This window comes from Streptomyces flaveolus, from assembly GCF_014648815.1.
Classification (GTDB): Bacteria; Actinomycetota; Actinomycetes; order Streptomycetales; family Streptomycetaceae; genus Streptomyces; species Streptomyces flaveolus.
Genome location: NZ_BMRV01000014.1, coordinates 140,919 through 154,269 on the forward strand (window position 1 = coordinate 140,919; position 13,351 = coordinate 154,269).

General features: G+C 72.2%; 12 protein-coding genes. 9 read left to right on the top strand and 3 right to left on the bottom strand.

All coding sequences use genetic code 11. From position 1 onward, the window contains the following. Positions 1 to 17: 17 nt before the first annotated feature. The 7 genes from IEZ05_RS28435 (at position 18) to IEZ05_RS28465 (ending at position 9,510) form a co-directional block, all read left to right on the top strand. Positions 18 to 1,964 (top strand): acyl-CoA dehydrogenase family protein, encoded by a 1,947-nt coding sequence (locus tag IEZ05_RS28435; protein WP_189233121.1) that lies wholly within the window; start codon positions 18 to 20, stop codon positions 1,962 to 1,964. Between the two features lie 125 nt (positions 1,965 to 2,089). Continuing rightward, entirely contained in the window at positions 2,090 to 3,346 is a 1,257-nt protein-coding gene (gene dxr / locus IEZ05_RS28440) for a 1-deoxy-D-xylulose-5-phosphate reductoisomerase (protein ID WP_189233122.1), read from the top strand. Positions 3,347 to 3,354: 8 nt separating this feature from the next. Beyond that, on the top strand, positions 3,355 to 4,647 hold the full coding sequence (locus IEZ05_RS28445) for a M50 family metallopeptidase (protein WP_189233172.1): 1,293 nt from the start codon (positions 3,355 to 3,357) through the stop codon (positions 4,645 to 4,647). 210 nt (positions 4,648 to 4,857) lie between these two features. Further along, complete coding sequence (gene ispG / locus IEZ05_RS28450; protein WP_189233123.1) at positions 4,858 to 6,015, top strand: flavodoxin-dependent (E)-4-hydroxy-3-methylbut-2-enyl-diphosphate synthase; 1,158 nt, start codon at positions 4,858 to 4,860, stop codon at positions 6,013 to 6,015. Between the two features lie 248 nt (positions 6,016 to 6,263). Continuing rightward, positions 6,264 to 7,112, top strand: a complete 849-nt coding sequence (locus tag IEZ05_RS28455) for a GNAT family N-acetyltransferase (RefSeq protein ID WP_189233124.1) — start codon at positions 6,264 to 6,266, stop codon at positions 7,110 to 7,112. 54 nt (positions 7,113 to 7,166) lie between these two features. Beyond that, positions 7,167 to 7,700 (top strand): GNAT family N-acetyltransferase, encoded by a 534-nt coding sequence (locus tag IEZ05_RS28460; protein WP_189233125.1) that lies wholly within the window; start codon positions 7,167 to 7,169, stop codon positions 7,698 to 7,700. Between the two features lie 106 nt (positions 7,701 to 7,806). Beyond that, positions 7,807 to 9,510: a proline--tRNA ligase gene (locus IEZ05_RS28465; protein WP_189233126.1), complete on the top strand. Its 1,704-nt coding sequence runs from the start codon at positions 7,807 to 7,809 to the stop codon at positions 9,508 to 9,510. An 87-nt stretch (positions 9,511 to 9,597) separates the two neighbouring features. Here the strand turns inward: IEZ05_RS28465 and IEZ05_RS28470 are convergent, their stop codons facing one another. The 3 genes from IEZ05_RS28470 to IEZ05_RS28480 are packed head-to-tail and all read right to left on the bottom strand — an operon-like array spanning position 9,598 to position 11,530. Next, positions 9,598 to 10,497, bottom strand: coding sequence for an aminoglycoside phosphotransferase family protein (locus IEZ05_RS28470; protein ID WP_189233127.1), 900 nt, complete (start codon positions 10,495 to 10,497; stop codon positions 9,598 to 9,600). A 41-nt stretch (positions 10,498 to 10,538) separates the two neighbouring features. Continuing rightward, a complete protein-coding gene (locus IEZ05_RS28475; protein WP_189233128.1) occupies positions 10,539 to 11,003 on the bottom strand; it encodes a ferritin-like domain-containing protein in 465 nt (154 codons plus the stop codon). Further along, positions 11,000 to 11,530 (bottom strand): hypothetical protein, encoded by a 531-nt coding sequence (locus tag IEZ05_RS28480; RefSeq protein WP_189233129.1) that lies wholly within the window; start codon positions 11,528 to 11,530, stop codon positions 11,000 to 11,002. Before IEZ05_RS28480 ends, IEZ05_RS28475 begins: the two co-directional genes overlap by 4 nt. A 235-nt stretch (positions 11,531 to 11,765) precedes the next feature. On the opposite strand from IEZ05_RS28480, the gene rimP reads away from it, so the two are divergent. Further along, entirely contained in the window at positions 11,766 to 12,284 is a 519-nt protein-coding gene (gene rimP / locus IEZ05_RS28485; protein ID WP_189233130.1) for a ribosome maturation factor RimP, read from the top strand. A gap of 2 nt (positions 12,285 to 12,286) precedes the next feature. Then, the gene (gene nusA / locus IEZ05_RS28490; protein ID WP_077801910.1) at positions 12,287 to 13,285 is read left to right on the top strand and encodes a transcription termination factor NusA; all 999 of its coding nucleotides are present in this window, start codon (positions 12,287 to 12,289) and stop codon (positions 13,283 to 13,285) included. The last annotated feature ends 66 nt before the right edge of the window (positions 13,286 to 13,351 follow it).

The window sequence follows — 13,351 nt, forward strand, 5'->3', positions numbered from 1 at the left end:
GCGGCGAGGTGAGCCTCATGTCCGCTCCACCCACCCCTTCCTCCCGACCCACCGTCACCGAACGTGAGGCCCGTCAGGTGGCGGAGGCTGCCCGGGAACAGGACTGGCGCAAGCCCAGCTTCGCCAAGGAGTTGTTCCTCGGCCGCTTCCGCCTCGACCTCCTCCACCCCCACCCGGTCCCGGCCGACGAGCACGTCCAGCGCGGCGAGGAGTTCCTCGCCAAGCTCCGCGACTTCTGCGAGACGAAGATCGACGGGTCCGTCATCGAACGCGACGCGCGGATCCCCGACGAGGTGATCACGGGGCTGAAGGAGCTGGGCGCCTTCGGCATGAAGATCGGTACCAAGTACGGCGGACTCGGCCTCACCCAGGTGTACTACAACAAGGCCCTCGCCCTGGTCGGATCCGCGAATCCGGCGATCGGCGCGCTGCTCTCCGCCCACCAGTCGATCGGCGTACCGCAGCCGCTGAAGATGTTCGGCACCCAGGAGCAGAAGGACACGTTCCTGCCGCGCTGCGCCCGCACCGACATCTCGGCGTTCCTGCTCACCGAACCGGACGTCGGCTCCGACCCGGCCCGCCTCGCGACCTCCGCCGTACCGGAGGGCGACGAGTACGTCCTCGACGGCGTGAAGCTGTGGACGACCAACGGCGTCGTCGCGGACCTGCTGGTCGTCATGGCCCGCGTCCCCAAGTCCGAGGGCCACAAGGGCGGCATCACCGCCTTCGTCGTGGAGGCCGCCTCCGAGGGCATCACCGTCGAGAACCGCAACGCCTTCATGGGCCTGCGCGGCCTGGAGAACGGCGTCACCCGCTTCCACCGGGTCCGCGTCCCCGCCGCCAACCGCATCGGCCCCGAGGGAGCCGGCCTCAAGATCGCCCTGACCACCCTGAACACCGGCCGCCTCTCGCTGCCCGCCATGTGCGTCGGCGCCGGCAAGTGGTGCCTGAAGATCGCCCGCGAGTGGTCGGCGGCGCGCGAGCAGTGGGGCAAGCCGGTCGCCCTGCACGAGGCGGTCGGCGCCAAGATCTCCTTCATCGCGGCGACCACCTTCGCCCTGGAGGCCGTCGTGGACCTCTCCTCCCAGATGGCCGACGAGGACCGCAACGACATCCGCATCGAGGCCGCCCTCGCCAAGCTCTACGGCTCCGAGATGGCGTGCCGGATCGCCGACGAGCTGGTCCAGATCCGCGGCGGACGGGGCTTCGAGACCGCCGCCTCCCTCGAAGCCCGCGGGGAGCGCGCGGTGCCCGCCGAGCAGCTCCTGCGCGATCTGCGGATCAACCGCATCTTCGAGGGCTCCACGGAGATCATGCACCTGCTGATCGCCCGCGAGGCGGTCGACGCCCACCTGTCGGTCGCCGGAGACCTGATCGACCCGGACAAGTCCCTGTCCGACAAGGCGAGGGCCGGTGCACAGGCGGGCGTCTTCTACGCCAAGTGGCTGCCGAAACTGGTCGCCGGACCGGGCCACCTCCCGCGCTCCTACGCCGAATTCCACCCCACGGGCCACGTCGACCTCTCCGGACACCTCAGGTACGTCGAACGCACCGCCCGCAAGCTCGCCCGGTCCACCTTCTACGCCATGTCCCGCTGGCAGGGCCGGATGGAGACCAAGCAGGGCTTCCTGGGCCGCATCGTCGACATCGGCGCCGAGCTGTTCGCCATGAGCGCCGCCTGCGTCCGCGCCGAGCACCTGCGCGCGAAGGGCGACCACGGCCGCGAGGCCTACCAGCTCGCCGACGCCTTCTGCCGCCAGGCCCGCATCCGCGTCGAAGAACTCTTCGGCCGGCTGTGGACCAACACCGACGACCTCGACCACAAGGTCGTCAAGGGCGTCCTGGGCGGCGCCTACGAGTGGCTGGAGCAGGGCGTCGTCGACCCGTCCGGCCAGGGCCCCTGGATCGCGGACGCGACACCCGGGCCGAGCACCAGGCAGAACGTCCACCGCCCCATCCCCTGACACCCGGGCCCTGTCGTCACCGCCTCGCCCGCACGGCGACGACAGGGCCCGCCCCGGTTGCCCCGCGCCACCCGCCCGAGGGACGCGCTGTCCTCACCGAGGGCGGTTACGGCCACAATGGGGGAATGAGCGACAGTCCAGCCCCACTCGCCGACCCGCACCTCGTCTACGACCCGGTGGCGGGCGACGGCCCGAAGGACGTGGTGATCCTCGGGTCCACCGGGTCGATCGGGACCCAGGCCATCGACCTCGTGCTGCGCAACCCGGACCGCTTCCGGGTGACCGGCCTGTCCGCCAACGGCGGCCGGATCGCCCTCCTCGCCGAGCAGGCGTACCGGCTGAAGGTACGGACCGTCGCCGTGGCCCGCGAGGACGTCGTACCGGCGCTTCGGGAGGCGCTCGGAGCCCAGTACGGCACCGGGGAGCCGCTCCCCGAGATCCTCGCCGGACCGGACGCGGCCACGCAGCTCGCCGCCTCCGACTGCCACACCGTCCTCAACGGCATCACCGGCTCCATCGGGCTCGCCCCGACCCTGGCCGCCCTGGAGGCGGGCCGCACCCTCGCGCTCGCCAACAAGGAGTCGCTCATCGTCGGCGGCCCGCTGGTCAAGGCCCTCGCCAAGCCCGGGCAGATCATCCCGGTGGACTCCGAGCACGCCGCCCTCTTCCAGGCACTCGCGGCCGGCACCCGCGCCGACGTGCGCAAGCTGGTCGTCACCGCGTCCGGCGGCCCGTTCCGGGGGCGTACGAAGGAACAGCTGGCGGCCGTCACCGTCGAGGACGCCCTCGCCCACCCCACCTGGGCCATGGGCCCGGTGATCACGATCAACTCCGCCACCCTCGTCAACAAGGGCCTGGAGGTGATCGAGGCCCACCTCCTCTACGACATTCCCTTCGACCGCATTGAGGTGGTCGTGCACCCGCAGTCGTATGTCCACTCGATGGTTGAGTTCACGGACGGATCGACACTGGCCCAGGCGACGCCCCCCGACATGCGCGGGCCCATCGCCATCGGCCTCGGCTGGCCCGAACGCGTCCCCGACGCCGCCCCCACCTTCGACTGGAGCAAGGCCTCGACGTGGGAGTTCTTCCCGCTCGACAACGAGGCCTTCCCCTCGGTGAACCTGGCCCGGCACGTCGGGGCGCTCGCGGGCACGGCCCCGGCGGTGTTCAATGCGGCCAACGAGGAGTGCGTCGAGGCGTTCCGCTCCGGCGCGCTGCCGTATCTCGGGATCATGGAGACCGTCACGCGGGTGGTCGAGGAACACGGCACCCCCCGTACGGGAACCTCGCTCACCGTCGCGGACGTCCTCGAAGCGGAGACCTGGGCGCGCGCCCGGGCCCGGGAACTGGCGGCACAGACGGCGGAGGCCCGTGCATGACGACCCTGATGTTCATCCTCGGCATAGTCCTCTTCGCGGTCGGCCTGCTGTTCTCCATCGCCTGGCACGAGCTGGGCCACCTCTCCACGGCCAAGATGTTCGGCATCCGCGTACCGCAGTACATGGTCGGCTTCGGACCGACGATCTTCTCGCGGAAGAAGGGCGAGACCGAGTACGGCGTCAAGGCCATCCCGTTCGGCGGCTACATCCGCATGATCGGCATGTTCCCGCCCGGTCCCGACGGCCGGATGGAGGCCCGCTCCACCTCGCCCTGGCGCGGCATGATCGAGGACGCCCGCTCGGCGGCCTTCGAGGAACTCCAGCCCGGTGACGAGAAGCGCCTGTTCTACACGCGCAAGCCGTGGAAACGGGTCATCGTCATGTTCGCCGGCCCGTTCATGAACCTGATCCTCGCGGTGGTGCTGTTCCTCACGGTGCTGATGGGCTTCGGCATCTCGCAGCAGACCACCACCGTCAGCTCCGTCTCCCAGTGCGTCATCTCGCAGAGCGAGAACCGCGACGACTGCGCCAAGTCCGACCCGGCCTCCCCGGCCGCGGCGGCCGGCCTGAAGGCGGGCGACAAGATCGTCTCCTTCGACGGCGTCCGCACCGACGACTGGGACAAGCTGTCCAACCTGATCCGCGCCACCCCCGGCGAGGAGGTGCCGATCGTCGTCGAGCGCGGCGGCCAGGAGGTCACCCTCCACGCCCACATCGCCACCAACCAGGTCGCCAAGAAGGACTCCCACGGACAGATCGTCCAGGGCGAGTACGTCACCGCCGGCTTCCTCGGCTTCAGCGCGGCCACCGGCGTGGTGAAACAGGACTTCGGCCAGTCCGTGACCTGGATGGGCGACCGCATCGGCGACGCCGTCGACTCCCTCGCCGCCCTGCCCGGCAAGATCCCCGCGCTGTGGGACGCCGCCTTCGGCGACGGCCCCCGCGAGGCCGACTCCCCGATGGGCGTCGTCGGCGCCGCCCGGGTCGGCGGCGAGATCGCCACGCTGGACATACCGCCCACCCAGCAGCTGGCCATGTTCGTCATGCTGGTCGCCGGCTTCAACCTCTCCCTGTTCCTCTTCAACATGCTCCCGCTGCTGCCGCTCGACGGCGGCCACATCGCGGGCGCGCTGTGGGAGTCGCTGCGCCGGAGCACCGCCAAGGTGCTGCGCCGGCCCGACCCGGGCCCCTTCGACGTGGCGAAGCTGATGCCGGTGGCGTACGTGGTGGCGGGCGTGTTCGTCTGCTTCACCCTGCTCGTCCTGGTCGCGGACGTGGTGAATCCCGTACGGATCAGCTGACGTCCCCACGGTCCGGCGAGAGGCCCGATCCGGGGAGCATGTCCCTCCGGACCGGGCTTCACGCATGTCATGGGGCAGATGGATGCCATCGGGTGGATTCCCCGTACGCTGTGTGCCGGGGGTTCAGGTCCGTGCCGTAATCTCGTTGGGGCCGGAGCCCGCCGCTGACCGGGGCCGGATCTTGATCCAAGACTTGGGGTTGCACAGCAGATGACTGCGATTTCTCTCGGCATGCCGTCCGTTCCGACCACGCTCGCCGTGCGCCGCAAGAGCCGGCAGATCCAGGTCGGCCCCGTGGCGGTCGGCGGCGACGCCCCCGTGTCGGTGCAGTCCATGACGACGACCCGTACGTCCGACATCGGCGCGACCCTCCAGCAGATCGCCGAGCTGACGGCCTCCGGCTGCCAGATCGTCCGTGTGGCGTGCCCCACGCAGGACGACGCCGACGCCCTCCCCGTGATCGCGAAGAAGTCGCAGATCCCGGTGATCGCGGACATCCACTTCCAGCCGAAGTACGTCTTCGCCGCCATCGAGGCGGGCTGCGCCGCGGTCCGGGTGAACCCCGGCAACATCAAGCAGTTCGACGACAAGGTCAAGGAGATCGCCCAGGCGGCGAAGGACCACGGCACCCCGATCCGCATCGGCGTGAACGCGGGCTCCCTGGACCGCCGCCTGCTCCAGAAGTACGGCAAGGCGACCCCCGAGGCGCTCGCCGAGTCCGCCCTGTGGGAGGCGTCCCTCTTCGAGGAGCACGGCTTCCGGGACATCAAGATCTCCGTGAAGCACAACGACCCGGTCGTCATGGTCGAGGCCTACCGCCAGCTCGCCGCCCAGTGCGACTACCCGCTGCACCTCGGCGTCACCGAGGCCGGCCCCGCCTTCCAGGGCACCATCAAGTCGGCCGTCGCCTTCGGCGCCCTGCTCTCCCAGGGCATCGGCGACACCATCCGCGTCTCCCTGTCGGCACCGCCCGTCGAGGAGATCAAGGTCGGCATCCAGATCCTGGAGTCGCTGAACCTGCGCCAGCGGGGCCTGGAGATCGTCTCCTGCCCGTCCTGCGGCCGGGCCCAGGTCGACGTCTACAAGCTGGCCGAGGAGGTCACCGCCGGCCTGACCGGCATGGACGTCCCGCTGCGCGTCGCCGTCATGGGCTGCGTCGTCAACGGCCCCGGCGAGGCCCGCGAGGCCGACCTCGGCGTCGCCTCCGGCAACGGCAAGGGGCAGATCTTCGTCAAGGGCGAGGTCATCAAGACCGTGCCCGAGTCCAAGATCGTGGAGACCCTCATCGAGGAGGCCATGAAGCTCGCCGAGCAGATGGAGAAGGACGGCGTCACCTCCGGCGAGCCGTCGGTCTCGGTCGCGGGCTGAGGCTTCGCGCCCGTCGGCTTCTCAGGGCCGGCCCGGGTGCTTGGGACGCTCCGGATGATTCCAGCCGGTCCGGCGTTCGAGGACGCGGCCCGTTCAGGGCCGAAGCGGGGCCCGGGGGCGGCAGCCCCCGGACGGCACGGCACCCGACCCGCACCGGTGAGCACGCGGCAACAGCAGGCGGGGCGACGCCACTCGGCATCCGCAGGTACAGTGCGGAGATCAGCAGATCTTAGGGTGAGGCCCCGCACGTGTTGACGCAGACCACCTCCCGCGTGCTCGAACCGAGCGACCTGGACGCCGCGCTCGCCGTCCTCGACCGCGAGCCGGTCGCCAACGCCTTCGTGACCGCCCGGGTGCAGATCGCGGGCCTCGACCCGTGGCGCCTCGGCGGCGAGATGTGGGGCTGGTACGAGGACGGCATGCTGACCTCCCTGTGCTACGCGGGCGCCAACCTCGTCCCCATCTGCGCCACCCCGCGTGCCGTCCGCGCCTTCGCCGACCGTGCCCGGCGGGCCGGCCGCCGCTGCTCCTCCATCGTCGGCCCCGCCGAGTCCACCGCCCAGCTGTGGCGGCTCCTCGAACCCGGCTGGGGCCCGGCCCGCGAAGTCCGCGGCCGGCAGCCCCTCATGGTCACCGACCGCATGACCGCCGACGTCGCCCCCGATCCCCGCGTCCGCCGGGTCCGCAAGGACGAGATGGAGCGGATCATGCCGGCCTGCGTGGCGATGTTCACCGAGGAGGTCGGCATCTCCCCGCTGGCCGGCGACGGCGGACTGCTCTATCAGGCCCGGGTCGCCGAACTCGTCGGCTCCGGCCGCTCCTTCGCCCGGTTCGACAGCGACGGGCGGGTCGTCTTCAAGGCCGAGATCGGCGCCGCCACCGACCGCGCCTGCCAGATCCAGGGCGTATGGGTGGCCCCCGAGTACCGGGGACGGGGACTCGCCGCCCCCGGCATGGCGGCCGTCCTGCGCTACGCCCTCGCCGACGTGGCCCCGGTGGTGAGCCTGTACGTGAACGACTTCAACACCGCGGCCCGGCGGACGTACCGGCGGGTGGGCTTCCAGGAGGTCGGTTCCTTCATGAGCGTGCTGTTCTGACCCCGGCCGATCACCCCCGGCACACAGCCGCGTCACCCCTGTAGGCTCCCCGCCATGGACCTCGTCATCGGCCCCTTGGACCTGTCGGCGCACGTCGACGAGGCCCTTGCCGTCCAAGCCGCCGCCTTCGGTCTCGGCCCGGACGAGGTGGCCGTCCGCCGCCAGATCGTCCTGCGCCACATGACCTACCCCGGCGCCCGCGCCCTCGGCGCCACCACTCCCGACGGGGATCTCGCCGGCTTCGTCTACGGCATGCCCAACGACCGCACCCACTGGTGGTCCACCGTCGTCGAGCCGTACCTCCGCGCCCAGCACAACGAGGCCTGGCTCGACGACTCCTTCGTCATCACCGAACTGCACGTCCACCCGGCCCACCAGAACCGCGGCGCGGGCCGCTCACTGATCACCACGATCACCGACACCGCCGCCGAGCCCCGCTCGATCCTCTCCGCGATCGACACCGAGAGCCCCGCCCGGGGCCTCTACCGCTCCCTCGGCTACACCGACCTCGCCCGCCAGGTCCTGTTCCCCAGCGCGCCCCGGCCGTACGCCGTGATGGGCGCGCACCTTCCCCTGCGCAGGCCCTAACCGATTTCCGCCGGGATGGACCGCCCGGTTAACCTCCTGCCAACACCCTCCTCCACTCTCGGCTCCGCCCGAGCGGGGGGACCCCCATCAGCAGGAGTCTCGAACCATGGCCAACGCACCGGTCCAGCGCATGTCGAAGTTGATGGCGAAGACGCTGCGCGACGACCCGGCGGACGCCGAGGTCCTCAGCCACAAGCTGCTGGTCCGCGCCGGTTACGTGCGCCGCACCGCCGCCGGCCTGTGGAGCTGGCTGCCGCTCGGCAAGAAGGTCCTCGGCAACATCGAGCGCATCGTCCGCGAGGAGATGGACGCCATCGGCGCCCAGGAAGTGCAGCTCCCCGCCCTGCTGCCGCGCGAGCCGTACGAGGCCACCGGCCGCTGGGAGGAGTACGGCCCCGAGCTGTTCCGCCTCCAGGACCGCAAGGGCGGCGACTACCTCCTCGGCCCCACCCACGAGGAGATCTTCACCCTGCTGGTGAAGGACCAGGCATCCTCTTACAAGGACCTGCCGGTCATCCTCTACCAGATCCAGAACAAGTACCGCGACGAGGCCCGCCCCCGGGCCGGCATCCTGCGCGGCCGCGAGTTCCTGATGAAGGACTCCTACTCCTTCGACGTCGCCGACGAGGGCCTCGCCGAGTCCTACGCCCTGCACCGCGCCGCCTACCAGCGCATCTTCGAGCGCCTCGGCCTCGACTACCGCATCTGCGCGGCCACCGCCGGCGCCATGGGCGGCTCGAAGTCCGAGGAGTTCCTCGCGCCCGCCGAGGCCGGCGAGGACACCTTCGCGGACTGCCCGAACTGCGACTTCGCCGCCAACACCGAGGCGATCACCTACGCGCTGACGCCGGTGGACGCGGCCGGCGTGCCCGCCGCCGAGGACATCCCGACCCCGGACACCCCGACCATCGAGACCCTCGCCGCCTCCCTCGGCGTCCCGGCCTCCGCCACGCTGAAGAACCTGCTGGTCAAGGTGGACGGCGAGATCGTCGCCGTGGGCGTCCCCGGTGACCGCGAGGTCGACATGGACAAGGTCGAGGCGCACTTCGCCCCGGCCGCCGTCGAGCTGGTCACCGCCGAGGACTTCGTCGGCCGCCCCGACCTGGTCCGCGGCTACGTCGGCCCGCAGGGCCTGGGCGAGAAGGTGACGTACATCGCCGACCCGCGCGTGGCGCCGGGCACCGCGTGGATCACGGGCGCCAACAAGGAGCACACGCACGCCAAGAACGTCGTGGCAGGCCGTGACTTCGAGGTCGACGCGTACGTCGACGTCGTCGTGGTCCGGGACGGCGACCCCTGCCCGAAGTGCGGCACCGGCCTGAAGCTGGACCGCGCCATCGAGATCGGCCACATCTTCCAGCTGGGCCGCAAGTACGCCGACGCCCTCAAGCTGGACGTCCTCGGCCAGAACGGCAAGCCGGCCCGCGTGACCATGGGCTCCTACGGCATCGGCGTCTCCCGCGCCGTGGCCGCCCTCGCCGAGCAGCACGCCGACGACAAGGGCCTCGTCTGGTCCAAGGAGGTCGCCCCCGCCGACGTCCACGTCGTCGCCGCCGGCAAGGCCCTGCAGACCGAGCTGGCCCTCGAGGTCTCCGACAAGCTGGCCGCCGCCGGCGTCCGCGTCCTGGTGGACGACCGGGCCGGCGTCTCCCCGGGCGTCAAGTTCACCGACGCCGAGCTCATCGGCGTCCCGCAGATCCTGGTCGCCGGCCGCCGCTCGGCCGAAGGCGTGGTCGAGCTGAAGGACCGCCGCACCGGCGAGCGCGAGGAACTGACGGTCGACGAGGCCATCGCCCGCCTGACGGCCTGATCCCACCACCCAGGGGCGCCCGCGACCGGCGGGCGCCCCTGAGGCGTGTTCCCGCTCGCCCGGCAACCCGCGGGCCTCGGGGCCGCCCTACAGCCAGGTCGCGAACTCCAGCAGCAGTTCCGCGTCCCGCTCGCGGCCGACCCGGTGGGCCCGTACGCCCGACTCGACCGCCCGGAACAGCGTCCAGCCGCGCAGCCGCTCCTGGTCGACCTCCAGCGACTCGGCGAGCCGCTTCACCCGCCGCCGGGTCGTCGAGGCGCCCGACGGCTGGGCGATCAGGTCCTCCACCCGGTCCCGCACCAGCCGGGCAAGGTCGAAGGCGCTCTCGCCGACCACGGGGTCCGGCCCCACGGCCAGCCACGGCATCCGGTCCCCGGCGAGCACCTTGCTCTGCCGGAACGTGCCGTGCAGCAGCCGCTCTTCGGGCGGCGCGGCCAGCAGCTCCGCGCGGGCCGTGAGCGCCGCGTCCACCAGTGCGGCCACCGCCGGATCGGCCGCGGCGCCGGCCCGCATGGCCTCGGCCTGCCGCCCGGTCCGCTCGGCCACGGTCTCGAAGGAGTGACCGGCGGGCGGCTCCACCCACAGCCGCCGCAGCGTGCCCGCGGCCTCCAGCAGCGCCTTCGACTCGGGCAGGGACCGCACCGAGACGTCCGGGTGCAACCGCTCCAGCAGCAGCACCCCCTCCGGCGTGTCCTCCCGGAGCAACTGCACGGCACCCAGTCCGCCCCAGTGGGCGAGCGCGGCCCGCTCGCTCCCGGGCCGGGCCCGGCGGGGAGCCAGCTTGAGCACCGCCGGCGTCCCGTCGGCCCGCCGTACCAGGATCACCAGGCTGCTGCGTCCGCCGGGCACCTGCACCCGCTCCACGGTCGCCCCGCACAGCGCCACGGCCTCCCGCGCCGTCTCCGGCAGCTTCTCCAGCCATTCGTCACCGACCGGTGCCGTCTCACCGAGCGCCCTGACCAGACGCCGCGGCGGTTCGAAAGCCATGCGCGAGCCGTTCCCTTCCCGTACGGGCCCTCCCGTACGTGTTACGCGGTCGGTGTCGCCGAAGCCGACGGTGTGCCGGCCCGCTCGGCGAGCCCAGGGAAGGCTACGCTCCCGCCGCGCCAGCGCACGGCCCGGACCGCGGCCTCCCGCAGCGCCCCGGCCGCCGTGGCCCGCAGACCGCCCTCGGCCGCCCGCACCAGGTCGGAGTAGACCCCCGCCGTCCGGCTCTCCAGCTCGGCCGCCAGCCGCACCGCGGCCGCCGCGTCCGGCACCGCGAAGGGCAGCGCGTACCCGGCCGCCGCGGCGACCGGCCTGCCGCCCAGATCGCCGACCTGGCGCGCCAGCGCGTCGCGTCGCGCCCGGTGCGCGTCGTACGCCGTCCGCGCCTCGGCGCGCCGTTCCTCGCCGATCCGCCCGCCGACGACTCCGTAGCCGTACACCGCGGCATGCTCGGCCGCCAGCGCCGCCTGGAGGGCGTCCAGCACCCGGTCCTTCGCCTCGCTCACCCGTGACCCTCCGTCAGCAGAAACATGTGCGCCGCACCGGCCGCCGCCACCGACGCCAGCAGCCGTGCCGACTCACCCGGTGCCTCCAGCAGCGCCCCGGCCCGCCGGTCGGCCAGCTCGCGCTCGGCGGCGGCCAGACCGGCCAGGGCCTCCTTCTCGGTCACCGGCACACCGGCGCCGTCCCCCGGCCCGGCGGCCCGCGCCGTCCCCGACGGCGACGCCGTCGGGGAGGCGGTCCGCGCGCCGCCGCCGAACGCCTCGGCGTGCCGTACGACCTCGTCCCGCAGCGGCCGCAGCCGCGCGGCCAGGCCCGGGTGGGCGGCGATCACCGCGTCGTACCGCGCGGCCAGCACCTCGCTGTCCCGCGCCGCACGCGCGCGGGCCCGTTCGTCGGCGGAGGGAGCGGGCGCGGTGTCGGAGCCGGACCCGCCGGAACAGCCGGCCAGCAGGGCGGCCCCGGCGGCCGAGGCGAGCAGGCTCCTTCGGCGCGGCCCCGAGGGCACGCGCGGCGATGAGGGGAACGACACGGCAGACGTCCTCGGCAGACTCGTACGGAACCGACGGGTGAGCGAGGGCGCGCGGCGGGAGAGCGGGGACCAGCGGCGCGGCACGCCCGTGATCACGGTACCCGGGCCTCGCCCGGGCACCACTCAGCGGCACCGCCGGTCCGGGGTGGACGGCAACACCCCCCGCGACCGGATACCCTTTGACCTGACACGCGACCCATCCCACAACAGCACACGCGGCCGAGGAGTCACCCGGATGAGCACCACCCAGAGCGAGAGGCTGCGAGAGCTGCTCGAACCGCTCGTCACCTCCCAGGGTCTGGACCTCGAAGAGATCGCCGTGGACGCGGTCGGGCGCAAGCGTGTGCTGCGGGTGGTCGTCGACTCCGACACCGGTGCGGACCTCGACCGGATCGCCGATGTGAGCCGCGCGCTCTCGGCGAAGCTCGACGAGACGGACGCGATGGGCGACGCGGAGTACACCCTCGAGGTCGGAACCCCGGGCGCGGAGCGCTCCCTCACCGAGCACCGCCACTACACGCGTGCCGTGGACCGCCTGGTGCGGTTCCAGCTCCACGAGGACGGCGAACTGGTCGCCCGGATCCTCGGTGTGGACGACGACGGACTCGACCTCGAAGTGCCCGGCGTGAAGGGCCGCAAGGCCACCACCCGCAGACTCGCCTTCGGTGACATCGACAAGGCACGCGTCCAGGTCGAGTTCAACCGCAAGGACAAGAAGGACCAGAAGGACATGACGGAAGAGGAGGAGGCGTAGCCGTGGACATCGACATGAGCGCCCTGCGGGGCTTGGTACGGGAGAAGGAGATCTCCTTCGACCTGCTGGTCGGAGCGATCGAGTCGGCCCTCCTCATCGCGTACCACCGCACCGAGGGAAGCCGCCGGCACGCGCGCGTGGAACTCGACCGGGAGACCGGGCACGTGACCGTGTGGGCGAAGGAGGACCCCGACGACCTCGAAGAGGGCCAGCAGGCGCGGGAGTTCGACGACACCCCGTCCGACTTCGGCCGTATCGCCGCCACCACCGCCAAGCAGGTCATCCTGCAGCGGCTGCGCGACGCCGAGGACGACGCGACGCTCGGCGAGTACGCGGGCCGCGAGGGCGACATCGTCACCGGAGTGGTCCAGCAGGGCCGCGACCCGAAGAACGTGCTCGTCGACATCGGCAAGCTGGAGGCCATCCTGCCGGTGCAGGAGCAGGTCCCCGGGGAGAGCTACCCGCACGGCACGCGGCTGCGCAGCTACGTCGTCCGGGTGGCGAAGGGTGTCCGCGGTCCCTCCGTGACCCTGTCGCGCACGCACCCCAACCTGGTGAAGAAGCTCTTCGCCCTGGAGGTGCCGGAGATCGCCGACGGGTCCGTCGAGATCGCCGCGATCGCCCGCGAGGCCGGTCACCGCACGAAGATCGCCGTCCGCTCCACCCGCTCGGGCCTGAACGCCAAGGGCGCCTGCATCGGCCCCATGGGCGGCCGGGTCCGCAACGTGATGGGTGAGCTGAACGGCGAGAAGATCGACATCGTCGACTGGTCGGACGACCCGGCCGAGATGGTGGCGAACGCGCTCTCCCCGGCCCGCGTCTCCAAGGTGGAGGTCGTGGACCTCGCGGCCCGCTCCGCGCGGGTGATCGTGCCGGACTACCAGCTGTCGCTGGCGATCGGCAAGGAGGGCCAGAACGCCCGGCTCGCGGCCCGGCTCACCGGCTGGCGGATCGACATCCGGCCGGACACCGAGCAGCCGTCCGAGCGGCCCGCGGAGTAGGAGTTTCCGGCCACCGGGCCGGGAACGGGGAATAGATCCAAGCCGCCTGCCGCTGAGATCACGACA

What these genes read in the sequence shown, in the direction of transcription:
- IEZ05_RS28435 (WP_189233121.1), top strand. Translation starts at nt 18, where the DNA reads ATGTCCGCTCCACCCACCCCTTCCTCCCGACCCACCGTCACCGAACGT.
- dxr (WP_189233122.1), top strand. Translation starts at nt 2,090, where the DNA reads ATGAGCGACAGTCCAGCCCCACTCGCCGACCCGCACCTCGTCTACGAC.
- IEZ05_RS28445 (WP_189233172.1), top strand. Translation starts at nt 3,355, where the DNA reads ATGTTCATCCTCGGCATAGTCCTCTTCGCGGTCGGCCTGCTGTTCTCC.
- ispG (WP_189233123.1), top strand. Translation starts at nt 4,858, where the DNA reads ATGACTGCGATTTCTCTCGGCATGCCGTCCGTTCCGACCACGCTCGCC.
- IEZ05_RS28460 (WP_189233125.1), top strand. Translation starts at nt 7,167, where the DNA reads ATGGACCTCGTCATCGGCCCCTTGGACCTGTCGGCGCACGTCGACGAG.
- IEZ05_RS28465 (WP_189233126.1), top strand. Translation starts at nt 7,807, where the DNA reads ATGGCCAACGCACCGGTCCAGCGCATGTCGAAGTTGATGGCGAAGACG.
- IEZ05_RS28470 (WP_189233127.1), bottom strand. Translation starts at nt 10,497, where the DNA reads ATGGCTTTCGAACCGCCGCGGCGTCTGGTCAGGGCGCTCGGTGAGACG.
- rimP (WP_189233130.1), top strand. Translation starts at nt 11,766, where the DNA reads ATGAGCACCACCCAGAGCGAGAGGCTGCGAGAGCTGCTCGAACCGCTC.